Source organism: Methylobacillus sp. DLP286 (assembly GCF_056636515.1).
On sequence record NZ_CM153145.1, the window covers coordinates 2,959,624 to 2,984,365 of the forward strand.

24 protein-coding genes and 1 pseudogene are annotated in these 24,742 nt (G+C 56.0%); 10 read left to right on the plus strand and 15 right to left on the minus strand.

Going from position 1 to position 24,742, the window contains the following annotated elements:
• Nucleotides 1-42 precede the first annotated feature (42 nt).
• The 4 genes from ACWXTG_RS14235 to miaB are packed head-to-tail and all read right to left on the minus strand — an operon-like array spanning nucleotide 43 to nucleotide 3,705.
• On the minus strand, nucleotides 43-903 hold the full coding sequence (locus tag ACWXTG_RS14235) for an HlyC/CorC family transporter (RefSeq protein WP_480220273.1): 861 nt from the start codon (nucleotides 901-903) through the stop codon (nucleotides 43-45).
• Between the two features lie 9 nt (nucleotides 904-912).
• The gene (gene ybeY, locus ACWXTG_RS14240) at nucleotides 913-1,362 is read right to left on the minus strand and encodes an rRNA maturation RNase YbeY (RefSeq protein ID WP_480220274.1); all 450 of its coding nucleotides are present in this window, start codon (nucleotides 1,360-1,362) and stop codon (nucleotides 913-915) included.
• Between the two features lie 5 nt (nucleotides 1,363-1,367).
• A complete protein-coding gene (locus ACWXTG_RS14245; RefSeq protein WP_309564539.1) occupies nucleotides 1,368-2,372 on the minus strand; it encodes a PhoH family protein in 1,005 nt (334 codons plus the stop codon).
• A gap of 4 nt (nucleotides 2,373-2,376) precedes the next feature.
• Complete coding sequence (gene miaB / locus ACWXTG_RS14250; RefSeq protein ID WP_480220275.1) at nucleotides 2,377-3,705, minus strand: tRNA (N6-isopentenyl adenosine(37)-C2)-methylthiotransferase MiaB; 1,329 nt, start codon at nucleotides 3,703-3,705, stop codon at nucleotides 2,377-2,379.
• Nucleotides 3,706-3,953: 248 nt separating this feature from the next.
• Here miaB and cysG point away from each other — a divergent pair, with 248 nt between their 5' ends.
• Complete coding sequence (gene cysG, locus ACWXTG_RS14255) at nucleotides 3,954-5,357, plus strand: siroheme synthase CysG (RefSeq protein WP_480220276.1); 1,404 nt, start codon at nucleotides 3,954-3,956, stop codon at nucleotides 5,355-5,357.
• Here cysG and ACWXTG_RS14260 read toward each other — a convergent pair.
• Together ACWXTG_RS14260 and ompR are read right to left on the minus strand one after the other, a co-directional pair.
• Nucleotides 5,278-6,642, minus strand: coding sequence for an ATP-binding protein (locus tag ACWXTG_RS14260; protein WP_480220277.1), 1,365 nt, complete (start codon nucleotides 6,640-6,642; stop codon nucleotides 5,278-5,280). The genes cysG and ACWXTG_RS14260 overlap by 80 nt on opposite strands.
• A 12-nt stretch (nucleotides 6,643-6,654) precedes the next feature.
• Nucleotides 6,655-7,389, minus strand: coding sequence for an osmolarity response regulator transcription factor OmpR (ompR, locus tag ACWXTG_RS14265; protein WP_407995157.1), 735 nt, complete (start codon nucleotides 7,387-7,389; stop codon nucleotides 6,655-6,657).
• A gap of 237 nt (nucleotides 7,390-7,626) precedes the next feature.
• Between ompR and ACWXTG_RS14270 the strand changes: the two genes are divergently transcribed.
• The 3 genes from ACWXTG_RS14270 to ACWXTG_RS14280 all read left to right on the plus strand — a co-directional run bounded on the left by ACWXTG_RS14270 (nucleotide 7,627) and on the right by ACWXTG_RS14280 (nucleotide 10,125).
• On the plus strand, nucleotides 7,627-8,298 hold the full coding sequence (locus tag ACWXTG_RS14270; RefSeq protein WP_480220278.1) for an EF-hand domain-containing protein: 672 nt from the start codon (nucleotides 7,627-7,629) through the stop codon (nucleotides 8,296-8,298).
• A 225-nt stretch (nucleotides 8,299-8,523) separates the two neighbouring features.
• A complete protein-coding gene (locus ACWXTG_RS14275; protein ID WP_407995159.1) occupies nucleotides 8,524-8,736 on the plus strand; it encodes a lipoprotein in 213 nt (70 codons plus the stop codon).
• A 261-nt stretch (nucleotides 8,737-8,997) separates the two neighbouring features.
• A complete protein-coding gene (locus ACWXTG_RS14280; RefSeq protein WP_480220279.1) occupies nucleotides 8,998-10,125 on the plus strand; it encodes a GNAT family N-acetyltransferase in 1,128 nt (375 codons plus the stop codon).
• 15 nt (nucleotides 10,126-10,140) lie between these two features.
• On the opposite strand, the gene ybaL is transcribed toward ACWXTG_RS14280, so the two are convergent.
• Entirely contained in the window at nucleotides 10,141-11,808 is a 1,668-nt protein-coding gene (gene ybaL / locus ACWXTG_RS14285; RefSeq protein WP_480220280.1) for a YbaL family putative K(+) efflux transporter, read from the minus strand.
• Nucleotides 11,809-12,087: 279 nt separating this feature from the next.
• Between ybaL and ACWXTG_RS14290 the strand changes: the two genes are divergently transcribed.
• Genes ACWXTG_RS14290 through ACWXTG_RS14300 form a run of 3 tightly spaced genes read left to right on the plus strand, consistent with a single transcriptional unit; the run spans nucleotide 12,088 to nucleotide 13,031 of the window.
• On the plus strand, nucleotides 12,088-12,561 hold the full coding sequence (locus ACWXTG_RS14290) for an SRPBCC family protein (RefSeq protein ID WP_480220281.1): 474 nt from the start codon (nucleotides 12,088-12,090) through the stop codon (nucleotides 12,559-12,561).
• A 16-nt stretch (nucleotides 12,562-12,577) separates the two neighbouring features.
• Nucleotides 12,578-12,772 (plus strand): hypothetical protein, encoded by a 195-nt coding sequence (locus tag ACWXTG_RS14295; protein ID WP_480220282.1) that lies wholly within the window; start codon nucleotides 12,578-12,580, stop codon nucleotides 12,770-12,772.
• A 10-nt stretch (nucleotides 12,773-12,782) separates the two neighbouring features.
• Nucleotides 12,783-13,031: a hypothetical protein gene (locus ACWXTG_RS14300; protein ID WP_309564550.1), complete on the plus strand. Its 249-nt coding sequence runs from the start codon at nucleotides 12,783-12,785 to the stop codon at nucleotides 13,029-13,031.
• 21 nt (nucleotides 13,032-13,052) lie between these two features.
• On the opposite strand, the gene ACWXTG_RS14305 is transcribed toward ACWXTG_RS14300, so the two are convergent.
• On the minus strand, nucleotides 13,053-13,274 hold the full coding sequence (locus tag ACWXTG_RS14305; RefSeq protein ID WP_309564551.1) for a hypothetical protein: 222 nt from the start codon (nucleotides 13,272-13,274) through the stop codon (nucleotides 13,053-13,055).
• 392 nt (nucleotides 13,275-13,666) lie between these two features.
• Entirely contained in the window at nucleotides 13,667-13,933 is a 267-nt protein-coding gene (locus ACWXTG_RS14310; RefSeq protein WP_480220283.1) for a hypothetical protein, read from the minus strand.
• Nucleotides 13,934-14,219: 286 nt separating this feature from the next.
• Between ACWXTG_RS14310 and ACWXTG_RS14315 the strand changes: the two genes are divergently transcribed.
• Nucleotides 14,220-15,749: a phospholipase D-like domain-containing protein gene (locus ACWXTG_RS14315; RefSeq protein ID WP_480220284.1), complete on the plus strand. Its 1,530-nt coding sequence runs from the start codon at nucleotides 14,220-14,222 to the stop codon at nucleotides 15,747-15,749.
• A 65-nt stretch (nucleotides 15,750-15,814) separates the two neighbouring features.
• Here ACWXTG_RS14315 and ACWXTG_RS14320 read toward each other — a convergent pair whose 3' ends face one another.
• From ACWXTG_RS14320 to ACWXTG_RS14335, 4 genes are all read right to left on the minus strand, one after another.
• A complete protein-coding gene (locus ACWXTG_RS14320) occupies nucleotides 15,815-16,051 on the minus strand; it encodes a hypothetical protein (protein WP_309564554.1) in 237 nt (78 codons plus the stop codon).
• Between the two features lie 627 nt (nucleotides 16,052-16,678).
• Nucleotides 16,679-18,862 carry a putative bifunctional diguanylate cyclase/phosphodiesterase gene (locus ACWXTG_RS14325; RefSeq protein ID WP_480220285.1) on the minus strand — a complete coding sequence of 728 codons (2,184 nt, stop codon included), beginning with the start codon at nucleotides 18,860-18,862 and terminating at the stop codon, nucleotides 16,679-16,681.
• A 276-nt stretch (nucleotides 18,863-19,138) separates the two neighbouring features.
• Nucleotides 19,139-19,393 (minus strand): hypothetical protein, encoded by a 255-nt coding sequence (locus tag ACWXTG_RS14330; protein WP_480220286.1) that lies wholly within the window; start codon nucleotides 19,391-19,393, stop codon nucleotides 19,139-19,141.
• Between the two features lie 147 nt (nucleotides 19,394-19,540).
• On the minus strand, nucleotides 19,541-21,580 hold the full coding sequence (locus ACWXTG_RS14335; protein ID WP_480220287.1) for a hybrid sensor histidine kinase/response regulator: 2,040 nt from the start codon (nucleotides 21,578-21,580) through the stop codon (nucleotides 19,541-19,543).
• 54 nt (nucleotides 21,581-21,634) lie between these two features.
• Between ACWXTG_RS14335 and ACWXTG_RS14340 the strand changes: the two genes are divergently transcribed.
• Nucleotides 21,635-21,940, plus strand: coding sequence for a hypothetical protein (locus ACWXTG_RS14340; protein WP_480220288.1), 306 nt, complete (start codon nucleotides 21,635-21,637; stop codon nucleotides 21,938-21,940).
• 102 nt (nucleotides 21,941-22,042) lie between these two features.
• On the opposite strand, the gene ACWXTG_RS14345 is transcribed toward ACWXTG_RS14340, so the two are convergent.
• Together ACWXTG_RS14345 and ACWXTG_RS14350 are read right to left on the minus strand one after the other, a co-directional pair.
• Nucleotides 22,043-22,924, minus strand: coding sequence for a manganese catalase family protein (locus ACWXTG_RS14345; protein ID WP_480220289.1), 882 nt, complete (start codon nucleotides 22,922-22,924; stop codon nucleotides 22,043-22,045).
• A 376-nt stretch (nucleotides 22,925-23,300) separates the two neighbouring features.
• Nucleotides 23,301-23,502 (minus strand): annotated as a pseudogene (locus ACWXTG_RS14350) (IS3 family transposase); the annotation flags it as partial.
• A 70-nt stretch (nucleotides 23,503-23,572) separates the two neighbouring features.
• On the opposite strand from ACWXTG_RS14350, the gene ACWXTG_RS14355 reads away from it, so the two are divergent.
• Nucleotides 23,573-24,726, plus strand: a protein-coding gene (locus ACWXTG_RS14355; protein ID WP_480219770.1) for an IS3 family transposase whose coding sequence is annotated in 2 segments (ribosomal slippage) — nucleotides 23,573-23,807 and nucleotides 23,807-24,726 — 1,155 coding nt in all. Because the reading frame shifts where the segments join, the coding sequence is not laid out codon by codon here.
• Nucleotides 24,727-24,742: the final 16 nt, after the last annotated feature.

Genomic DNA, 24,742 nt, shown 5'->3' on the forward strand with positions numbered 1-24,742 from the left:
CAACAATGGCTTATTGGGCGTTCTCAGTGAAGAGCTCCCTTGTTACAGCCCGCTTTCATTCTGTACGGGTGGAACGACTTCGACCAGCAGGGAATAAACGCGGCGGCTGTCGGCGCGCAATACCGTGACATTGAGGTTGTCGAAACTGACTTCTTCGCCGCGCTTGGGCATGTGCTGGAACTTGCTCACCACCAGGCCGCCTATGGTGGAGAATTCCTCGTCGCTGAGCTCGGTGCCCAGGGCCTCGTTGAAATCGGCAATTTCGGTGAGCGCCTTGACGCGATAGCGGCCATGCGCGTCCTGGATGATGTTGTCTTCGTTCTCGTCTTCGTCGAATTCGTCCTCGATATCGCCGACGATCTGCTCCAGCACATCCTCGATAGTGACCATGCCGGCCACGCCGCCGTATTCGTCGACGACGATGGCGATATGGTTGCGGTTGCTGCGGAATTCCTTGAGCAGGACATTGAGGCGCTTGGATTCGGGGATGAACACGGCGGGGCGCAGCATCTCGCGCACGTTGAAGTCCTTGCCGCTGTAGAACTGCAACAAGTCCTTTGCAAGCAGGATGCCGATGACGTCGTCCTTGTTTTCGTCAATGACGGGAAAGCGGGAGTGCGCGGCTTCGATGACAAACGGGATGAATTTCTCGGGCGGGTCGGTGATGTCGATGACGTCCATTTGCGAGCGCGGGATCATGATGTCGCGCACCTGCATTTCGGAAACCTGCAATACGCCTTCTATCATGGCCAGCGCATCGGCATCGAGAACGCTGTTGGCATAGGCGGTGTGGAGTTGTTCGATGAGCTGCTCGCGGTCTTCAGGCTCGCGCAGCAGGAAGTGGGTCAGGCGTTCCAGCCAATGGGGTTTGTCGTTCGCGCTACGTTTGTCGGGTTCTGCCATGATGATGGATTAAGGCTTCCGTTTTTCTGATAAATAAGGGTCTGCATAGCCAAGCCGGACCATGGTGGCGGATTCTATCGATTCCATCAGTTCGGCCTGGTGTTCCTCTTCGTGGTCATAGCCGTGCATGTGCAGTATGCCATGCACGGTGAGGTGTGCGTAATGCGCTTCCAGTGTGATGTTTTGTTCATGCGCTTCCCTGGCGACCACCGGGGCGCAGAGGATGATGTCGCCGACCAGCCATGGCTCTTCCACCAGGGGGAAGGTCAGTACGTTGGTGGCGTAATCCTTGCCGCGGTAGTCGCGGTTGAGCATGCGGCCTTCCTCTTCATCGACGATGCGCAAGGTCGCTTCGGTATCCACGCGCAGGGTGGCGCGCGCCCAGCGGCGGAATTGCTTCTCGCTGGGAAGGCCGTCGTTTTCGCTAGCGTATTGAACACTCATGGCGAGCTTGGGCATGGCGGTTATTCCTTGTCCGTGCCGGGTTTGCCGTCGGCTCCAGATTTGCCTGCATTGGGCTGCGCATGCCGTTCGCTGTCGTAGCGTTCGTAGGCATTGATGATTTTTTGCACTAGCGGATGGCGTACCACGTCCTCGGAAAGGAATTGCGTGAAGGCGATGCCGCGCACATCCTTGAGTACCTTCTGTGCTTCCACCAGCCCGCTTTTCTGCCCGCGCGCGAGGTCGATCTGGGTAACGTCGCCGGTGATGACGGCCTTGGTGCCGAAGCCGATGCGGGTGAGGAACATCTTCATCTGTTCCGGCGTGGTGTTCTGCGCCTCGTCTAGGATGATGAAGCTCTGGTTGAGGGTGCGGCCGCGCATATAGGCGAGCGGGGCGACTTCGATCGCGCCGCGTTCGAACATCTTGTTGACGCTGTCGTAGCCTGCCAGGTCATACAAAGCGTCATAGAGCGGGCGCAAGTAAGGGTCCACTTTCTGCGAGAGGTCGCCCGGCAGGAAGCCCAGGCGCTCGCCGGCTTCCACTGCCGGGCGCACCAGCACGATGCGCTTGACTCGGTCGCGCGTCATGGCGTCGATGGCGCTGGCAACCGCGAGATAGGTCTTGCCGGTGCCGGCGGGGCCGATGCCGAAGGTGATGTCGAAATCCTGGATCTGCTGCAGGTAGCTGACCTGGCGCGGCGTGCGTCCGTGCAGGTCCTGCCGCCGGGTCATCAGGGTAGTCATAGGCGTAGCGACCTCGTCGGGCGACAGGCGGTCAAGTTCGACTAGCCCCAGCTGGATTTCCTCCAGGCTGATGGGCTTGCCCGCACGCTCGTAATAGTTCTCGACCAATTGTGCGGCGAGGCGGGTATTGCCTTGCTCCCCGGAAAAGCGGAAATGCGCGCCGCGCCGCGAGATGCCGACATCCAGCGCATCTTCGATCTGCTTGAGGTTCTCGTCCAGCGCGCCGCACAGGTTGGCGAGGCGCATGTTGTCTTCAGGTTGTAGGGTAATGTCTACCGGCATATTGTTAGACCAACTCTCCTCGCAGGGTATGTGAAAGGGCTTCGGTAATTCTTACGTTGACGAACTGGTTGATCAAGGCGGCATCGCCAGGGAAATTGACGATGCGGTTGTTGTCGGTGCGCCCGGCGAGTTCGCTGTCGCTCTTGGCGGAAACGCTTTCGATCAGCACACGCTGTACGCTGCCTACCATGGAGGCGCTAACGGCCTTGCCCTGCGCTTCATTGAGCGCCTGCAGGCGTGACAGGCGTGACTGCTTTTCCTCTGCACTGCAATCGTCGGGCAGGTAGGAGGCAGGCGTGCCGGGACGCGGACTGTAAACGAAGCTGAAGCTGAAATCAAAGCCGACATCGCGCATCAGCTTTATGGTGGCTTCGAAATCCTGCTCGGTTTCGCCCGGGAAGCCGATGATGAAGTCCGAAGTGATGCAAATGTCCGGCCGCGCCGCACGCAGCTTGCGGATGATGGATTTGTACTGCAATGTAGTGTAATTGCGCTTCATGTTCATGAGCACGCGGTCCGAGCCAGTCTGAACCGGCAGGTGCAGGTGCGATACCAGCTTGGGAATGCGGGCGTAGCAATCAATCAGCGCAGGGGTCATTTCATTCGGATGCGAGGTGGTGTAGCGGATGCGCTCGATTTCCGGGATCTCGGCCAGGTACTCGATCAGCAGCGCCAGGTCTGCGGTTTCGCCTTCCGCAGTTTCGCTGCGGTAGCCATTGACGTTCTGCCCGAGCAGGGTGATTTCCTTGACGCCCTGCTCGGCAAGCTGGATCGCCTCGGTGAGGATGTCATCGAACGGGCGCGAGACTTCGTCGCCGCGCGTGTAGGGAACGACGCAGAACGTACAATATTTGCTGCAGCCCTCCATGATGGAGAGGAACGCCGCGGCGCCTTCCACCCGCGGCGGCGGCAGGTGGTCGAACTTCTCCACTTCCGGGAAGCTGATGTCGACCTGCGAAATGCCGGTCTTGCGCTTGGACTGGATCATGTCCGGCAGGCGGTGCAAGGTCTGCGGGCCGAAGACGACATCGACATAAGGCGCGCGCGCCACGATGCTTTCGCCCTCCTGGCTTGCAACGCAGCCGCCTACGCCGATCACCAGGTTGGGGTTCTTTTCCTTGAGCGGCGCAAAGCGCCCCAAATGGCTGAACACCTTCTCCTGGGCCTTTTCGCGCACCGAGCAGGTATTGAGCAGGATGACGTCGGCCTCTTCCGGGTTTTCGGTGGTCTGCATGCCTTCTGCGGCATGCAGCATGTCGAGCATGCGCGACGAGTCGTACTCGTTCATCTGGCAGCCAAAGGTTTTGATGAAAATTCTTTTCGGCGGATTCATACAGCAGGTCAGGCTGCGCTCGAGGCGCGGGAGGAGTAGAAGGTGGACGTCGCAGGCTGCAAAATAGCGTAAGAAAAACAGTAGGGTAAGGCCTCATTTTAGCTTAGCTGCTGCGGAAAGCCAATCGCAGAGTAATCCCATTTCCAATTAATCCGATACGGTGTTGCTCCTCCTTGCCGTGCAATTGCACTGTCCGTGTCGTCGCGCCTAGTCTCGTATTAAGTTGGAAATGGAATAAAATGCCATGCATGGAAACACTGCCTATCTTCATGAAACTGCGCAATCGACCCTGCCTTGTGGTCGGAGGAGGCGATGTTGCCAGCCGCAAGGTCAGCCTGTTGGAAAAAGCCGGGGCCGACATCACGGTGGTGGCGCCTGAGTTGCACCCTACGTTGATGCAATGGCTGGCAGAAGGGCGGATACGTCATTTTGCCTTGGTATTCGAGCCATCGCAGATGGATGGCGCTGCGGTTGTGATTGCCGCGACGGACGATGCCGAGGTGAACCGCGCCGTTTCCCAGGCGGCGCAGGCACGCAATATTCCTGTGAATGTGGTGGATGCGCCTGAACTTTGTACATTCATCGTGCCTTCGATCGTGGACCGCTCTCCACTGCTGGTGGCGGTGTCCAGCGGCGGGGCTGCGCCAGTGCTCGCACGCCTGCTGCGCACCCGGATTGAAACCATGATTCCTGCCGCCTACGGCCGTTTGGCAGCATTTGCCGCCGAGTTCCGCGAGGCAGTGAAGCGGCGGTTCAGTACCGGGCAGCAGCGGCGGATTTTCTGGGAAGATGTGTTCCAGGGAGCGATAGGCGAACAGGTATTGTCCGGACAGGAGTCTGCGGCGCGGCATGCCATGGAGCAATTGCTGGCAGGGAGTGGTGAGCTGAATCATGGCGAAGTCTATCTTGTCGGCGGCGGCCCGGGAGATCCAGACCTGCTGACTTTCCGCGCCCTGCGCCTGATGCAGCAAGCGGATGTGTGCGTCTACGACAAACTCGTGAGCAAGGAAGTCATGGAGTTGGTACGGCGGGACGCCGAGCTGATTTATGTGGGCAAGTCGCGCGACCAGCATACCTTGCCGCAAGAGGACATCAATCAGCTATTGGTACGCCTTGCCCAGGAAGGCAAGCGCGTATTGCGCCTGAAGGGCGGCGACCCGTTCATTTTCGGCCGTGGCGGCGAAGAGATAGAGACGCTGATGGAGAACGGCGTCCCGTTCCAGGTGGTGCCCGGCATCACGGCAGCGAACGGAGTATCCAGCTATGCCGGAATCCCGCTGACCCACCGGGACTATGCGCAGTCGTGCCTGTTCACGACCGGGCACCTCAAGGACGGTTCGGTCAACCTGGATTGGCATGCCCTTGTGCGCCCGAACCAGACAGTCGTGATTTATATGGGATTGGTGGGCTTGCCCGAGATATGTCGGCAAATGCAAGCTCACGGCGCTTCCGAAAATCTACCCATCGCCATCATCCAGCAAGGCACCACGCAGCGGCAGCGGGTAGTGGAGGGCACGTTGGCGACATTGCCCGGGCTGGTGGAGCACGCAGGGTTGCGCGCGCCTTGCCTGATTATTGTCGGCGAGGTTGTGCGTTTACGCGAAAAGCTTGCTTGGTTTGCGCCGTCACCTGAGGCTGTATCGGCAGGGTAAGCCTGGCTTCCAGGCCTCCCTGCGGGCGGTTGAGCAGGGTGAGCTGGCCCTTGTGCAGCTTGGCGATGCGGTCGGAGATCGCCAATCCCAGGCCGCTGCCGCTTTTGTTGCCGCGCGCAGTGTCCAGGCGCTCGAATGGCCGCAGCAGGCGTTCCATCTGCGAGGCAGGGATGCCTGGGCCGTTATCTAATACACTGAGAATGATGTTGCCTGCCGTGATGCGCGTGCTGACCGTGACTTCACCGCCGCCATAGGCAAAGGCATTGTCGATCAGGTTGGTGAGCAGCCGCTGCATGGCTAGCGGGCGCACGGGAATCAGATGGGTCGGCGCCAGGGACATGGTCAATTTGCGGCCTGCGCGGATATGGCGGTCTGCAATCGAGGTAAGCAATGCGTTGAGGTCCATAATCTGCGTCGGCTCGCCTTCGATCCCGCGCACAAAATCCAGGAACTGGTGGATGATGCTGTCCATGTCGCCGATGTCCTGGATCATGCCGGCCTTGAGGCTGGCGCAGTACTCGTCAGGCAGCATTTCCACGGAGAGGCGCAGGCGCGCCAGCGGGGTGCGCAGGTCATGCGAGATGCCGGCCAGCAGCAAGGTCCGTTCGTTGTCCAGCCGTACCAGCGCCTCGGTCATTTCGTTGAAGGTGCGGCTGACTTCACGCAGCTCATGTGCGCCTTCTTCGGGTAATGGCGGTGGGTATTCACCGCTGCTAAGCCGTCCTGCCGCTTTCACTAGCAAGCGCAGCGGATGATGGATATTCGAGGCGATCAGGTAGGCGCCGAGCAATGACAGCATGATGACGAGGGCGCCCCAGCCCAGCCATTGCCAAGGGAACGGGCGGTCTACCTGGATGCGCGGAATCACTACCCAATAATCGTCTTGTCCCAGGCTGAAGCTGACCCAAAGGCCGGGTATGCCGAAGTGGTTCAATACGACGAGCGTGTCCTTGCCCAGGCGCTCGCGGATTTTTTCCGCGATCAGGCGGATGAGGTGATCGTTGGGAAGCGGCTCGATTTCCTCGAGCATGTCCGCGGCGTAAATCCGCACGCCTTCGCGTCCGGATAGCTCCGAAAGCAAGGCCAGCCTGCGGTTTTCATGCGCGGCGAGCAGGGAGGCGCGGGTATAGTTGACGACAGTGATCGCCTGCAGCGCCGCCGCCATGGCGCGCGGCTCGCTTTCGAAGTAGTCGAACAGCTTTAATGCCGCGAACTGTCCCGCTGCGAGCAACAGGGCGATCAGCAGCATGACGCGTGCGAGAAGGGTGCGGGGCAACAGGCTCACGGAGGCGCGACACTAGCTTTTCTGGGTTTCGCCATCGGGAACGAAGACATAGCCGAACCCCCACATGGTCTGCAGGTAGCGCGGATGGGATGGGTCCGGCTCGATCAGGCGGCGCAGGCGGGATACCTGCACGTCGATACTGCGGTCGAACACATCCAGTTCGCGTCCGCGGGCCAATTGCATGAGGCGGTCGCGCGACAATGGCTGGCGCGGATGGTCGACGAATACCTTGAGCAGGGCGAATTCGCCGCTGGTAATGGTGACGGGTTCGCCGTTCTTGGTCAGCGTGCGTGTCGAGGGGTCGAAGATGAACTCGCCGAAGCTGATGTGTTCCGCCTCTGCCACCGGCGTGCCGGGCGGGAGCCGGCTGTGGCGGCGTAGGACCGCATTGATGCGGGCGAGCAGCTCGCGCGGGTTGAACGGCTTGGGCAGGTAGTCGTCCGCTCCCATCTCCAAGCCGATGATGCGGTCTATCTCGTCTCCGCGTGCGGTGAGCATGACGACTGGGATGGTGCTGCCGTTGGCGCGAAGGCGGCGGCAAATGGCAAGACCGTCCTCTCCCGGGAGCATGAGGTCGAGTACCAGCAAATCCACATGCTCATGGGCAAGCACTTGGTCCATTTCTCCGGCATCGGAGACGGCTTTTACCGAAAAGCCCTGTTCGCCCAGATAACGTTGCAACAACTCGCGCATGCGCAAGTCGTCGTCCACCATTAATATTTTTTTCGAAGGTGTCTGCATAGCCATATTTTCTGCGGAAATGGGGGTGGATGAAAAGTATTATTTACAGGTTCCATCGTCTTTGTGCTGATTCTCTTTATTGCCAGCTTATGGGTTTGCATAAGGTGGAAAATCCCACACAATAATTGTTACAATTTTTTACAATGAGAAGCCGATATGAAACACTCAGTTTACATCAATGAGGGATGATGTCGCCTCATTCAACTGCTTGCCAGTACATTTTTGCATCAATGGCGAGGTTGAATGGTTACTGAGCCAGGCATATTGTTAGCCGCTGGCGAGGGCGCAAGTAAGCTTAAAACAGAGGCGAGCGAATCATATGATCTTGCAAGTGTACGGTTTAGCTTTATGTTGATGGTAACTGATCTGGTTTGGCATCATAAGCTGGTAATGACAGCAGTATTGCTGGGCGTTGCCGGCGTCGTCCATGCTGCGAACGTACGTTATGCAAATGACGATATGGCGGCCGATGCGCAGGAAGTGCCGACGGCACATATCCATCAAACCCTGGATGCAAAAATTTCTGGTGAGGATCGCCAGCGCTTGCGGCGCGATCTTTACGAATACTCTCGCAGCGTCGATGCTGCCCATGCTCAGATTGAAGAACGTAGGCGCATGATGCGCCAGCGCATTCTGGAGCGTTTTCAAGAAGCTGACAAAGACGGCAACGGGGTGATTTCACGTGAGGAAGCGGTGGAAATGCTTCCCCAGGTGGCTCGTCATTTCATACAGTTCGACCTCAATGGCGACGGCGTGATTACGATGAACGAGCTTGAGGTCATGCAGGCTCAGATTGCCGAGCGTCAGCACAAGGCGCTCGAGAAGAAGGACAAAGAATTGCAGGATGTGGCTGAACCAGCGCCGCTGCACGATGTAAAGGATGTGAGCGTTGCCGTTCCCAAGCGGGCGCTATGACTGAATTCCAATAATAAATCTTCCTTGTGAAACCTTTGAGCACTGCCTTGCCGGGACAGTGCTTTTCTTTTGTCTTTTATTGGCGACAATTTTTCAACTTTTCCTCTCCCTTGGTTGTGAATTTTATAATCAACTAATTGATTTTAATTTAAAAATCATTAATGGCCTAGTTTTTGCAATCTGAACAGTAACGGGTGAATACCTGGAATTTGAAAGGAAAATGAAATGAAGAAAACGATTGCAGGGTTATTGTTGCTTGCCATGTTGAGCGGTTGTTCCGGATTGTCCACGCGCCAAAAGAATGCGGCTACGGGTGCCGCCATTGGCGGCGTAGCGGGAGCGGTGCTGACGGGCGGGAGTTCGTTCGGCACCGTGGGCGGGGCAGCAATTGGCGGCGTCATCGGTCATGGCGTCGATTCAGCGGGCAAGCGCAAGTAGTATTAAGCCACAAGTGTTAACCACGGGTGTCGCGATTTTGCGACGCCCATGGCTGCCAATATTTCAACCTCTCCTCCGCTTCACCACTATCGCGTCAACCGGCGGTAGTGGTGTTTTTTCGCCTGCTTCCGCCGTATTATCCTGATACTCTAGAGTGTCGCCAGTATTGGAGAGTAAGGTGTCTTTTCTCATTCGGTGCAAAGTCAGCGCATATGGAATTGCCGCAACTCGGCCATGGCGGTTCTCACCGGTTGAGACGCCATGAACATCGAGCTTGAAATCGCCGCAGGCGTGAGCGAGCTGGATAGTGCGCAATGGAATGCGCTGACGGATGGGTCTCCCTTGCTCAGCCACGCTTTCCTCAGTGCGTTGGAGCATAGCGGTTCGGTTGGCGAGGGCACCGGCTGGCAACCCATGCCGTTGGTATTCAGGCGCGACGGCAAATTGGCAGGGGCCGTGCCCCTCTACCTCAAGCATCATTCCTACGGAGAATATGTATTTGACTGGTCTTGGGCGGACGCTTATGCCCAGCATGGGCTGGAGTATTACCCCAAGCTGGTGGCGGCAGTGCCTTTCACGCCGATTACGGGTGCGCGGCTATTGTCGCATGATGCCGTGCTGCAAGCGCGGATGGCGGATATCCTGCGCGATACGGCGCACCGCTTGCAGCTGTCGTCTGTCCATGTCCTGTTTCCCGACGCGAAAAATGCAGATATGTTGTCAGGCCAAGGCTGGCTCAGGCGCCAGGGAGTGCAGTTCCGCTGGCAGAATCAGGGGTTTGCCGGCTTTGACGAGTTCCTCATGACCCTTACGCATGACAAGCGCAAGAAAATCCGCCAGGAACGCAAGAAGGTCGGTGCGGCCGGGGTGAGCTGCCGGCGCCTGCGCGGGTGCGATATCAGCGAGCGCGAGTGGGATTTTTTCTACAAGTGCTATCTCAATACCTATCTCGAGCACCGTTCCAGCCCTTATCTGACCCAGGCATTTTTCCACGAGCTGGGCGAGCGCCTGCCGGACAACGTGATGCTGGTGTTAGCGGAGCGTGACGGCCGGCGTATCGGTGCAGCGCTCAACCTGTACGATGCGGATTGCCTGTATGGACGCTATTGGGGCGCATTGGCTTATGTCCCCAACCTGCATTTCGAGCTGTGCTATTACCAGGCGCAGGAGTTCTGCATCGAGCAGGGTATCCGCTTCTTCGAGGGCGGCGCCCAAGGGGAGCATAAGTTGGCACGCGGATTCGTGGCGCGGGAAACCTGTTCATTCCATCATATCACCCATGCCGATTTCGAGGCTGCGGTCAGGCGCTTTGTCTCACGGGAAGGCGTTGGCGTCAGCCACTACCAGCAAGAGCTGGACGAGCGTGCGCCGTACCGGAAGCCCGGCTAGCGCCAAGTCGCAGGACTACCATTCCACGCCGGCGCGCACCCAGTTCGCCATGCCCTTGGCGATTTCCCTTTCTCCCATGATGGTGTAGGACGCGCCATGTTTTTCCAGGTGCTCGATCTGGGCGTCGGAATGCGCGCGCGCCACGACTTCGATCTGCGGGTTGATCTTGCGGGCGTGCTCGATGATTTGTCCTGCTTCTAGCGCGTCAGGGATGGCGACCAGCAGCCAGCGCGCGGACTTGAGATTGGCGGCTTCCATCATGCCGGGCGCCGCGGCATTGCCGCACAAGGCCGGGGTACCCTGCTCGCGCAGGGCCTGGACTGTTTCAGGTTGGTCTTCCAGCACGATGAACGGCTGGTCTTGCTGGCGTAGCGACGCGCCTACCAGCTTGCCGACGCGTCCATAGCCCACCAGGACGGCATGGGCGTGCAGGTGGGGATACGATATGGTGCGTGCGCCGCTTTCGCCCTTGAGGGGACGCTTCTCTTCGCGGTTGAGCAGCCACGGCTTCAGGCGATCAAGCCAGGCGAACAGCAACGGATTGATCAGGATGGAGAGGATCGCGCCGCTTAGGATCAAGTCGCGTCCGGTGTCTGACAGCAGGCCCAGCGAGCCTCCAAGGGAGGCCAAGATGAATGAGAACTCGCCAATCTGCGCCAGGCTGGCAGAAATCGTCAACGCAGTGCCCAATGGATGGCGGAAGGCCAGCACGATCCCGAAGGCGGCCAATGATTTCCCGATGACGATGATGAAGAGGGTGGCGAGAATGAGCCAGGGCTCGCGAAAGAGGATGGAGGGGTCGAACAGCATGCCGACCGAGACAAAAAACAATACGGCAAACGCATCGCGCAACGGCAGGGATTCTTCCGCGGCGCGGTGGCTGAGCTCTGATTCGCTCAGGATCATGCCCGCAAAGAACGCGCCCAGCGCGAACGATACCCCGAAAATATAGGTGGCGCCCAGCGCAAACCCGAGGGCGATCGCGAGCACGGCGAGCCGGAACAGTTCGCGTGACCCGGTGGCGGCAGTGCGTGCCAGCAGCCAAGGGATGATGCGGCGGCCGACCAGCAGCATCACGGCGACAAAGGCGATCACCTTGCCTATGGTCAACGCCATGGTGTTGAGGAGGGCGCTGCCGTCCAGGTTGTTGCCCTCGCCGCCCAGTATGCCGCTCAACGCAGGCACCAGCACCAGGGTGAGCACCATGGCAATGTCTTCCACGATGAGCCAGCCAATCGCGATCTGCCCGCGCTTGGTTTCCAGGATGCGCCGTTCCTGTAAGGCGGTGAGCAATACGACGGTGCTGGCTGTGGACAGCGCCAGGCCGAAGATCAGGCCTTCTCCCAGCGGCCAGCCGATCGCCAATGCCATTGAAAGGCCGAGCAGCGTGGCAATGGCGATCTGCACGATAGCGCCGGGAATGGCAATCGATTTGACCGAAAGCAGGTCGCGCAGCGAAAAATGCAGGCCTACGCCGAACATGAGCAGGATGACGCCGATTTCCGATAGTTCATGGGCAAGGTTGGCGTCAGCGACAAACCCCGGGGTATGCGGGCCCACGACGACCCCTGCAATCAGGTAGCCAACAAGCGGCGGCATCTTCAGGCGGTTGGCCAGTATGCCGAAAATAAAAGCCAGTACCAGGCCTCCAACTATGGTGGCAATGAGTGGCGTGTGCTCCATCCGGGGGGGAAACCTTTCAAACTTGGCGAGAGATCAAATTGCGAGCCATGCTGCCTAGCATTCCGGCATGGACAGTATGGGTATTCGAAAAATTAACTCAAGATTGTGTCAGCGCGCAACTTTTTATATGAAATTCTCATGCGGGGATACGGTCTTGACGCGAATCTGCAAAAAATAGTTGGTTTTTCTGACATGCTTTTAGGAGTAAGCCAGCTCTTGCATGAATAGCACGGCGATTACACTGGTTTTCATTCTTGTAAAGTGTGCATGGAGTCTGATATGCCGACCATTGAAAAAACCATAGACGTCAAGGTTCCTGTGAATATTGCCTATAACCAGTGGACCCAGTTCGAGACCTTTCCCAACTTCATGGATAGTGTAGTCAATGTAAAACAGCTGGACGACAGGCATGTCTGGTGGCTTGCGCAGATCGGCGGGAAGGCCGTCGAATGGGAAGCCGAGATTACCGAGCAGGTGCCGGACGACCATATCGCGTGGCGCAGCGTTTCCGGCATACGCAATACTGGAGTCGTATCCTTCCAGCATGTAGATGTCCATTCCACCCGCGTGCGTCTAGAAATTGAATATGAAACCGACACCGTGGCTGAAACGGCCGCCAGCATGATGGGTGTGCTGGAGCTCAAGATTGCGGAAGACCTTGAGCGTTACCGTCAGTTGCTGGAATCACGCAAGGCGCCTGCCGGCGGCTGGCGCGGCCATATTCCCTCCGATGCGGACAACGCGTTGCATTGAGGGAGGGCGACGCGAGATGGCGTTATTTACGGTCAATGTGCGCTACAAAGAACACTCGGCTGTCGAGCCGCCGTTATGGAGCAATGACGTCGATGCGGCCGATGTGGAGGAGGCGTACCGCATCGGCAAAGCCCAGTTCGAGGCGGAGCGTCCAGACCTTGCGAATGCATCTGTCTCTATAGAGGCCGCATCAGGGTACGTGGAGAAGTGAGGCAAATGAAATGGAAAGCTTGATTGCCAAGCTCAAGACGCCCTCGCCCCATCATGAGGTGGAAATGGAAATAGACGGTTTCACCATACGGCCACTAGATGAGAGCGTGAGTGCGCTTGAGGATTTTCAGCCAATAGCGGAAGAGGCGATCCGCTATGCAGGCGATGATTATAAAGTGGTGGCTTATCCTGCGGATAATCCGGACAGCGCACGTGACGGTTACGGTAAGGTGTTTTTCAATAAGGTTAAATGCCCCTAGGTCGAGCCCTTTTAGGCTGGCTCATTGCTGGCAGAGATCCAGCCATTTTTCTATATATTCATTGAGATATTCGCGGTCCCCCTCGACAATATTGCCAATGATGCCTTGCTCGACAAGCCGGTCCCGTTGTTCTTGAATGCAGGACGATAACGTATCCTTGTCGGGGTGGGCCGCGACGACAGCCTTCATGAGAATGCGGTATTCCAGGCTTTCCAGCGTGCGTTGGTTCAACTGTCTTGCCATTGCTTCAACCTGTGCTTGCAATAATGGAATTCTTTCCATGTGCGTTCTTTCCCAAATAAATTCCCCGATACGATCAATTTCTGTTGCTTACTGATAGTGCGGCGATATGCTTCGCTTTTGTTCATTATTGTCACAAAATAGATGGTGTCTGCCAACTGGCCGCCCGCATACCTAGTGTGCAGTAAATTCACAAGGTGCGTTTCACAAATGCTTGTTCATCAGCGCGCTGCATCCGGCATTTTCCAGCCGGGAAGCTTTACGCAGTAGATATTGAAAGGAGGCGGGCAGATGCACCGTGCGTTGTTATTTTTTCCTTTAGTATTCAGTCGTTTTTGAGTGCCCCAATATATGCCATGTGAGGTGGCGGCTGTGATTCTGAATCAGGTCCCTGATCAGGGGTTTTGCCGGTATTTCAGGACAAATTCGTTTTCCATGAATTCGCAGGCTTCAGCGACATATTTCAGTTCCGTGGGCGAAAGCGCGGAATTGGCATGGCGCTTCCAGCAATCCTGTATCGCCGCCCGATCATTGCGTTGCTCCGCACTATCAGGGACTGCCGGCCCACCGAAAAGGTAGTAAAGCAGCGCCGCGCTGATAAAGACAACAATAAACAGCCAAAGCCAGGATTGCGACCCCCATTGCCGAGTGTGGCTGGTCATAATGCGGTTCTCCTTTTCCATCGAATAGTGAATTGCTGGTGTTTGTATTATGCATTAATTATAGTCTGCCAGGATTGTTCCAATCTTCCCTGCAAGGCTTAATTTTTCTCATGATGCGCAAAGAACCCGAGAGGCAATTTATGTGTCACACAGCTAAGCTCATCCGGCTTATTCTTAAAGAGAACCAGAATATGAAGAAGATGGCAGCATGAGGGCCTCCCCGGCCAGACGGTTGAACAAGCTGGATTGGCTGCATGCTGGCATGGCCTGGTGTCAGCGAGGCATCATGCTGATACTTCTCGTGCCATTGTTCGCATGCGGCTTGCCTCAGGTGCGTGAGAGCGACAAGCCGCCTTCCATGGCGCTCCGGGTGGAGGAGGTGGCGGACACGCAGTTGGGCCAGACCATGCGGCCGCTCAAGGCCGCCCATCCGGGCGAATCCGGCATCATGCCTTTGCTGGATGCCTACAGTGCTTTTGCAGCGCGCATGCTGTTAACCCATTCCGCGCAAAAGACCCTAGATGTTCAATATTACATCTGGCGCAACGACAATACGGGCATACTGTTCCTCGAAGCATTGCGCAAAGCGGCGGAGCGTGGCGTCCGGGTAAGGCTGTTGCTGGACGATAACGGCATCAGCGGTCGTGAAATGGATGCCAGGCTGGCTGCGCTCAACAAGCATCCCAATATCGAAGTCCGCCTGTTCAATCCTTTCCCTTTCCGAACATTCAAGCCGCTGGGCTTTCTCACGGATTTCTCGCGCCTCAACCGCCGCATGCACAACAAGTCGTTCACTGCCGACAACATGGTGACCATTATCGGCGGACGCAATGTCGGCGATGAGTATTTCGGCGCGACGGACGGCATATTGTTTGCAGACCTCGATGTCATGGCGATCGGCGCTGTAGTGGACGACACCTCTCAGGATTTCGACCGCTACTGGGCCAGCGCATCAGCCTACCCCTTGAGCGTGCTGATTCCCGCCCCAAGCGATGAGGAGTTGCAAGCATTGAGCGCTGCGGCAGACAAGGCGGAAAAAACCGTCACTGGGCAAGGCTACCTCAAGGCATTGAAAGAAAGCCAGTTCATCCACGATTTCATCAAGGGTCAGCATGCATTCGATTGGTCCAAGGTGGAGCTGATCAGCGATAGTCCGGACAAGATTACCGGAGAGGCAAAAAAGGATGAGCTGATGGTGTTCAACCTGGCCCGCATCCTGCGCAACCCGAAAGAGAGCGTCGACCTTGTCTCTCCTTATTTCGTGCCGACCCAGGCCGGGGTCGATGGGTTTTCCGCGCTCGCCAGGAAGGGCATCAATATCCGCATCCTGACCAATGCGCTCGAATCTACCGACGTGGCGGCGGTGCATGCGGGCTACGCAAAGTGGCGTAAGCCGTTGTTGCAGGCCGGCATACGGCTGTACGAAATGCGCAGCCAGGTGGCTGGAAGCGGCATGGCTAAGTATCTGGGGGCACTGGGCAGTTCGGGTTCCAGTTTGCATGCCAAGACTTTTACCATTGACCGTTCGCGCGTATTTATCGGCTCGTTCAATTTCGACCCGCGTTCAGCGCAGCTCAATACAGAACTTGGCTTCATGATCGAAAGCCCGGGACTGGCCCAGCAGATGGAACAGGCATTCAAGGCGGATGTGCCGGAGAGCGCTTATGAAGTCCGGCTGGATGAAAATAACCGCTTGTATTGGCTGTCATACCAGGACGGGGTGGAGCAGCGGTACAGCGTTGACCCGGGCACCACCCTGATGCAGCGTTTTTTTGTGAGAATATTGTCGATAATGCCCATCGACTGGCTGTTGTAAAAACTGTTGTCAAGGGCAATAAAAAAGGCGGAACCCTGTCCGCCCTTGGATAAAACTGACCTGGATTAAGCCTTTTTCACCAGCGTCAGCCCGGTTCTTTTTGCCTTGAGCAATACTTCGAATACGTCGACCGCGGCAACCTTGTGCGATTTGACTACTGCGTCAAATGCGGCGATCAGTTCTGGCATGCCTTCGCTTTGACGGTTCAATTCCACTGGTTTTTTTTCCAGCGCTTCCAATTGCTCTGTCAGAGCGGAAATCTTTTGCTTCAGCTTTTCTCTTTTTGTATCAATAGTTGCCATGAGTCAGTCCTGTTTGTGGTCATGTGGAAATAATTTCAAGATACCGCCAGTGAAGAAATGCAGCAATCATTCTTTGAAATCATCTGAATTAATTCACTTCGATCCGGCATTATATTCAAATTAACCTTAAAAATAAAACAATGAATATATCAATACAATGAAAGAAAAATGATAAAACTACCGCTTCTGGAAGCCAGGTTGGCGATCATATCAATTCATGTTTAAATCAAGGCGATCACAACATCGCCACTTATTCAGAAACAACATGGTCGAGGTCAAAAATAGAAAAAATGGTAATCGTCAATATGTCAGGATAATATTGGTTATTGCTTGGAGCTTACTGTAACCAGGAAGTTTAATTTTGGTGAAAGCCGCCGCTTGCAGCATGCATGGCAGTAGCTGCTCACGCCCTTAATTTTGAATGTGATCTATTAAATAGGCGATCAAAATTCTTCCGCTAATTGGGAAAATTACCCCTCGCTTTTGCATTGGAAACGGCCGGGATAAGATCAAGTAATGGCTGTGCAAGAGCTGGGGTTTTGTCAGAGAAGATGACTGAGCATCCCAAGAATTTGCAGCCGACGCTTGCTGAGCGGCGTTGTCCGATCTGCTATCTTGATAGCCGATTCAAGCCCGTCTGGATAGGTAGTGATCCAAGCCGAACATGTCAGCGAACTGGATGGCAGACAAAGGGCGGGAGAAAAGATATCCCTGGCCTTCGGAGCAGCCAATTTCAAGCAAGGCCTTTTGTTGTTCCGCAGTTTCAATGCCTTCCGCAATCGTATCCAGCGAAAATGCGTTCGCCATATCAATCACGGCATTGACGACGGCCTTGTCCTGTTGCGACTCCAGCATTCCCTGGACAAAAGAGCGGTCTATCTTGATACGGCTTAAGGGGTAATGTTTGAGCAGGCTGAGCGACGCGTATCCTGTGCCGAAATCGTCAAAGGCGATGCCGACGCCGGCCTCCCGCAAACGGCGTATGGATTCGAGTGCCAACTCGTCATGCTCGAGCACGATATTTTCCGTGATTTCCAATTCCAACGCCGAGGGCGGCAATCCGTGGCGCTCAAGCATAGAGATGACCGTCTTCGCAAGGTCGTCCACCCGGAACTGTGCGCCGAACAGGTTGACCCCCATGCGGAAGTCCGCCAAGCCTTGTCGCCGCCATTGCGCCACTTGGGCGCAGGCTTCATCCAGCACCCAGTTGCCTACCGTTGCCGCCAGAGGTCCGTTTTCCAACGCAGGCAGGAAAGCCGCCGGTGACAGCAAGCCGCGCTCGGGGTGCCGCCAGCGGATCAGCGCCTCAGCCCCAGCTAACAATCCGTCGGACAAGCGGATCTGCGGTTGGTAGAAGAGGACGAATTCGCCATCGTGCACCGCCCGGTGCAATTCCAGGCCATAAAGATGGCGCGCCACCGCCTCCATCCTGAGGGCTTGGACGAATACATAGGATTGCGCCCCGCCGAGGCGCTTGGCATGGAACAAGGCCAAGTCTGCGTTACCGATTAACTCCAGCGCCTCTTGCGCGTGTTGTGGCGCTATCGCTACGCCGCAGCTGGCCGTGATGCGAATTTCATGATGGTCGATCACAATCGCATCGACCAGCGCCTCGATCAAGGCTTGTGCAACAGCCTGTGCTTCCGCAGGGTCCTTTAATTCGTGCAATAGCAGCGCGAATTCGTCGCCGCCGATGCGGGCTGCCAAGCCGGAGCCTGCCAGCGCATGCTCCAGCCGATGGGCGATTTCGCGGAGGATGCTGTCTCCTACCGCGTGCCCCAGCGTATCATTCACATCCTTGAATCCATCGAGGTCGAGCATCAAGACGGCGATCGGTTTTGCAGCGACCAAGGCTTGTTCCACTTCGCGATAAAAGCGGCCGCGGTTCGCCAGGCCGGTCAGCAGGTCGGTAGTGGCCAAGCGGTGCAGTTCCGCCTCCTCGCGCTTTTTTGCCGTGATGTCCTGCAGGTGCGCATTGAAAATAAGCTGGCCATGCTCTTGCCAGCAGAAGAGGGAAAGCCCCAGTTCGAATTCGCTTCCATCCTTGCGCAGGTCATGAGTGGCTTCCGGCATGGATATGCCGTCGAAGGTGCCGGTGGTTACCGCTTGTGCGACCAATTGATGGAAAATGGGGTGTTCCCGTTCCGGAATCAATTGATCGACGAGCAAGCCTTCGCCTTCATCCAGGCGATAACCATGCAGCGCTGCGGCGGCCTGGTTCCAGGTCACAATGTTGCGATGGGCATCAAACCAGACAACTGCTGTGGGCGAGTTGCGCGCGAACTCCTCGAACGGCTGGCGAGATTGCTCTGTCGAGATTTCCAGGCGGCGCAGCTCGAGGCGATCCACTGCCATCTTGGCAAGTTCGCGCAGGCGCTCGCAATCTTCCCCGGAAAACTCCCTGGGCTGGCCGTCGATCACACATAAGGCTCCTAGCGCATGACCGTCAGGTGAAATCAACGGGACGCCTGCATAGAAACGCAAATTGGCAGGCCCGAGGACTAAGGGATTATCGTGAAACCGCTCATCGAGATGGGAATCGGGCACGACCATCACATTGGTCTGGTTAATGGCATGGGCACAGAAGGAAACGTCCCTTCTCATGTCCACATTCCCGACCCCGGTACTGGCCGCGAAAAACACATGGTCGCTGCCGATCATGTTGATGGCTGCCACTGGCATGTTGAACATGCGGGCAGCGATTTGTACCACCGGTTCAAGTGCCGGAAGCGGCCGGTCCAAACCTAATCCATAGGCTGCTAATGCTTGCAAGCGTTCGGTTTCATCTGGCGGAATCATGGGACATTTCATTAGAAATTCCTATTAAGCAGTATGAAAAAGCTAGAGCAGGTAACGATAATTTTAATTGTCGAACAACATCACATATACGAATATTTTATATAGATCGTATTATGCACTGCAGGAGTTATGCAATGCCATGATTGCGGTCCATAACGTTGGTTAATATCTGTGATTTTTTGATGAATGGTACGGCGGCATGAGAGGCAGGCGCTATGTCATTTATCATTAAAAAGACACTTTCAGGCATGATGGAGAAAGGTGTTGTGTAAGGCGATAGAGGACATGCTAGATGTCTTGCAGCGACCGTTTCAGGTAACTCGAGTTCTCCATCTGGTCAATGGCGCGATGAAGCTCAAGAATCAATGCCACGGCTTGATCGGCAGTGAATGCGTAGTTCGGCCCCGTGATGGCATCTTCCAGCTGTTGTCCTAATTCGCTCAGGTAAGCCGGGGAAAACACGATGAGCCCATTTTCAGGGATGGGCGTGGTGGTGAACGTAATGACCGGGAATAAAGGCGCTTGGTTTTCTTGCCCCATCATTTTTCCTTTCTGGATTCCGTTGGAAATAGTTCGAACCCGGAATGGAGGAGAGGTTCAAGTGCCCGCGAAGCCTCAATATTGCTTAAGTGGCAGCGACGAGGAAGAGTGATGGCCGCATTGCCTTCGAGGTTTCCGCAAGCGGCTGCGTTAACGCAGCAGGTTTTTTACTGCCGTGTGTATTGCAGCGATGGTGATGGGTTTGGATACGACATCATTGAAGCCCGCCGAGTATAGTTTGTCGCGGCTGCCTTGGAGGGCGATGCCGGTCACTGCAATGAGCGGTGTCGCCGCAGTCTTCTCGTGCGCGCGCAGCAATCTGGCCAACTGAAAACCATCCATGCCGGGCATATCGATATCGGAGAGAATAAGGTCATAGCCGTGCTTGGCATTGGTCGCCTGCTTCAGCCCGCTCTGACCGTCGAATGCAACATCCACTGCGTAACCCTCCAGGGTGAGCAATTGCGCTAGCAACTCGGCGGAATTCCCGTTGTCTTCCACCAGCAGGAGGCGAATGGGTCGTTCCGGTCCGGGTTTCGCTTGGCTGGTTTCCTGGGTGGCTGAGTGACTCAGCGGCAAGAAGATGCGAAAGCTTGCGCCCATGCCCTTGCCCTGGGAGAAGGCCTCCACTCTCCCTTGATGCAACTCCACAATCTGTTTGACCAGGGCTAGACCGATGCCAAGGCCGTTGTTGATCCGCGAGGAAGAAGAGTCTTCCTGCACAAACATGTCGAAGACATGCGGCAACACATCGGCAGGGATGCCTTGGCCGGTGTCGGTCACCTCCAGCACCGCCCATTCGTCGCGTGCCGACAGGGAAATATGAATGGCGCCGCCTGATGGCGTGAATTTCAATGCGTTGGAAAGCAGGTTCCATATCACTTGCTCGATCCGTGTCGAGTCGGCGTAGATCACAATCCCGGGTTGCAACTCGAGGCTTAGCGGGACGGCGTTCTGGCTGGCTTCATCCTGGAAGGAGGTGGCCAGCCTCTCCACCAGGTTCTCAAGGTGGTAATGGCTGCGTTGCAGCGCCAGCTTGCCGGTATTGATGCGCGACAAGTCCAGCAGGTCATCCACCACGGTGGCGAGGTTCTTGACAGTACGGCTCAGCGTATCCGCAACGCGTTGGATGATGGGCTGAGAACTGGCCTCGGGCAGGCGTCCCAGCAGCTCCGCATTTAGCAGGATCAGGTTCAGCGGATTGCGCAATTCATGAGACACCGCGGCAAGAAAATCATCCTTTGCCTTGTTGGCCTTGATGAGCGCTTGCTCGGTAGTTATGCGCGAGGAAATATCCTTGAACAAGACGCCGAGCGTGTGCTGTTCCGGTTCGTCGATGCGGAATCCGTAAACCTCGTAAAAGCGCTTTAACGCTTCCGCCCGGTGCTCAAAACGTTCCGGCACGCCGGTTCTGTCGATGCGCGCATAGGTGTCAAACCAGATTTGCTCATGTTGGGGGGCCAACTCGCGCATGCCTTTCCCGATGACGTTGACAAGGCCGGTCTGGTTGGCGAAAGCGGCATTGGTATGCAGGAAGATATAGTCAATCGGATTGCCTGCGCCATCATAGACCATCTTGATAATGCACATGCCTTGATCTATGGAATCAAAAATCTGCTGAGAGCGCATCTCGGTGAGGCTGAGGGCACGCTCCGCGCGTGCGCGCTCCACCGTTTCCCAGGTACGTTCCGCCGCTTTCTGCAGCAGAAGCACATCATGCGCAGACCACTGCCGGGGAGCGCTGGCATTGATCGAGAGCATTGCCATGAGCGTGGATTGTTTGATCAAAGGGACGGCAATATAGCTTTGCACCCCGACGGAAGCATAGGCATGGCGCTCTTGTTCGCTTAACGAATCCTCATGCTTGATGTCCCGCATGACGAGCGTCTCTCCCATGCGCAGCCGATCCATCAGGCCTTTGCCGAACTTGTCGAGCTCGAAGCTGCCGTGGATTTCCGCAATGCCCGGACGCTGATAGGAGATGTTGATCATGGCATCGCCGACGGCACTGATCTCGGCATAGCTGGCACGTTCGGCCGGCATCGCCTCGCACAGCATCTTACAGACGCATTGCTTGATTTCTTCGGTATTGACGAGGGGACGAATGGAATTGCTGAGCTTGAGCAGGAACTGGTACTCTGCTTCTCCCATAGCATCTGGAGCGTGGTCACGCATGGTCGGTGCTTTCAAGGAAGTCTTCCTCTCTGCATTGTCGGGGGTGATGCGGGCCGTAGGGTTTAATTAATGCTAATCGATAACCTGCCTCTGCATTATGCCATGACTCTTAAAAAAAGAGAGTCACCGTTTCTGCCAGTCATATTGCTTGCGTTGGGGTTGGAGTTGGCTTCCATCTTCGTATGCGTCGTTGGGAATGGGCTGAGGGGGATTGCCGAGGCGCTCGCGCTCCCCACCAAAAGGCTCGCGGTGCCCGCTGCGCTCGTATTGTCTGATAGCCTCAACCTGCTGTCGCTGTCGCGCTTCCTCTTTGGATTCATCTATTGTGTCGGCATGGACAAGCATTGCCACCGCCAGCAGAGCAAATGCAAGTAACGATCTCATATGGATAGCGCCTCCTGGAGGGAGACTTGTCGATCAAGTGAAAGTTTCCTGAAAAGGCCAAGCCCCTTGCGGGGCTTGCCGGAAATAAAAGAATCAATGCAAGGCGTCGGATTTGCCTGACCCCATCCCTAACTCCGCCCCGGTCAAGGGGTTTCCCTCTGGGTTGGACTGGGTGCGCAGCGCCATCTGCAGGTTCAGTGCTTCTTCATCCGTACTCAGTTCAACGCTAGCCAATCCGCCGCCTTGGCCAAGCGAGCCTGGATCTTGAACATATTCCCATTGCTCTCCTTGGTTCCATGGCCCCCGCATTTCATCTCCCTTGGACATGTTCAGGTAGAGATTGGTGAAGCGGGGGTCTCCGGGCGTCTTGCCTGGAGGGAAATTATGCTGGATAGCATACAAGGCTTTTTCGAAGGATTTCTGGTGAGCAATCTCCCGGGTCATCAAAAAGGTGAGCGCATCTTTGACTCCCGAGTCTGTGGTCAGGTTGATCAAGCGTTCATACACGATCTTGGCGCGAGCCTCTGCAGCGATATTCGAGCGCAGGTCGGCAGTCGGCTCGCCTATGGTATCAATGTAGGCCGCCGACCAGGGCACGCCTGCAGAGTTGGTCAAAGGCGCTCCTGCGCCATAGAGCAGTTGCGTGATGTGGCTATCGTTGCTGCCGCCCGACAATGAACGATAAATTTCAGCTTCGCTGTCGATCCCTTCCGCCAGTTTTCCTTTGGCGCCCTTGTTCAGCATGCAAACCATCGTGCCGATGATCTCGAGGTGGCTTAACTCTTCCGTGGCGATATCGAACAGCATGTCCTTGCGCCCAGGATCATCCTCGGCAATCGCTTGCGTGAAGTATCGACAGGCGGCGGCAAGCTCGCCTTGAGGGCCTCCAAACTGTTCAAGCATCAAATTTGCCAACCCGGGATTGGACTCCGAGACATGGACGGTGTATTGCAAACGCTTATTATGTGAAAACATGACTTTCTCCTTTGGTAATGTATGACATTGAATTCAAGCCAAGCCGGTTCAATGTACCTAATCGGAGAAAGGACAAACATGAGACGATATCTGGCAAGGCTGTGAGAAGACATTAACGGAGAAAAGGAAGTGAGGCTAAGCGTTGTCTTGCAAGAAGGCCTTGGGCCGAACTTTTAAGGCTTAGCAAGGTAATGGCAATTGATGTTGGGATCGCCAGTGCGAAAGCAGTGGGCATTAGCAGGCGTTTACTCAGAAGGGCATCTTGATGCGCTAATCTTAATTGTTTGATCTGATCTAAGCGTTTGTCAAAGTCGAGCCATGCTGGGTATTGAATTGTCCCGGCAACCGAGGAGGCAGTTTGGTTATAGCAAAGCGTTCATTGTTGCTGCGTCAGGTGCTTTTGCAGATAGATGTCTTCAGCCTGCGCAGGCTGATATACCGGTAGACCGGAGCAGGCGCTGATGGTTGTACCAAGCGATCCATTCCAGCGTTGCCAACTCGACAGCGGCCCTGGTTTTCCAGGGCGCTCGCCGATGGATTAATTCTGCCTTGTACAGTCCATTGATGGCTTCGGGTAGACGTCCCGGTGAATCGGCCAGAGTTTAATAGACACTTTTTAGCCTCATAATACTCACAGAGGAGAGCATTATGAGCACGGTCCGATTTACAGAAGAATTCAAACTCGAAGCGGTGAAACAAATCACCGAGCACCAGCGTCCGGTGGCCGATGTGGCCAAGCGGCTTGGTGTATCGACCCACAGCCTGTATGCATGGGTCAAGCGGTACAGCAAGTCGGCACCGCAGCGTGAGCAAGATTGCAGTGAGGCCGCTGAGCTTCGACGCCTGCGTGCTGAGGTAAAACGTCTGACCGAAGAGCGCGACATATTAAAAAAAGCCGCCGCGTACTTTGCCAAGGAGTCCGGATAAAGTACGCGTTCATTGAGCAATATGCGACTCAATATCCCGTGCGCAGGCTCTGTAAAGTGCTCGAGGTTCACCCCAGCGGCTATTACGCCTGGAGGCGCAATCCCTATAGCCAGCGCCATCATGAAGACCTGCGCTTGCTGGAGCTGATGAAGCCCTCCTGGCTTGAGAGTGGCCGAGTGTACGGGTATCGTAAAGTGCACCACGACTTGCTGGCCCTGGGAGAATCCTGTAGCCGGCATCGTGTCGCGCGGTTGATGCGTAGCCGTGGCTGGCGTGCCCAGGTTGGCTATCGTCGCCGTCCCGGATTCCATAGTGGTGCCGTGCATAACGTGGCGGCCAACATCCTGGACCGTCAATTTAATGTGGCCGCGCCCAATATCGCATGGGTAACTGATATTACCTACATCCGCACGCATGAAGGCTGGCTCTATCTGGCTGTGGTTGTCGACCTGTTCTCGCGCCAGGTAGTCGGATGGTCGATGGATGCCCGCATGAGTAAAGACGTGGTTCTACAAGCATTATTGGCAGCGGTCTGGCGGCGCAAACCCAAACAAAGCGTGATGGTGCATTCTGACCAGGGGAGCCAATTTACCAGCTACGAATGGGCCGCCTTTCTGGCTTCCCATAATTTACAACCCAGCATGAGCCGACGCGGAAACTGCCATGACAACGCTGTCGCAGAAAGCTTTTTTCAGTTGCTCAAGCGCGAACGCATCAGGCGCAGAATTTATCCCACCAGGGAGCTGGCACGCCAGGATATCTTTGACTACATCGAAATGTTCTACAACCCGATTCGTCGGCATAGTCACGCCGCGAACCTTTCCCCAGTAAACTACGAACGGCAATACTTTTCTGAGGCAACAAACTGTCTATAAAAGACTGGCCGATTCA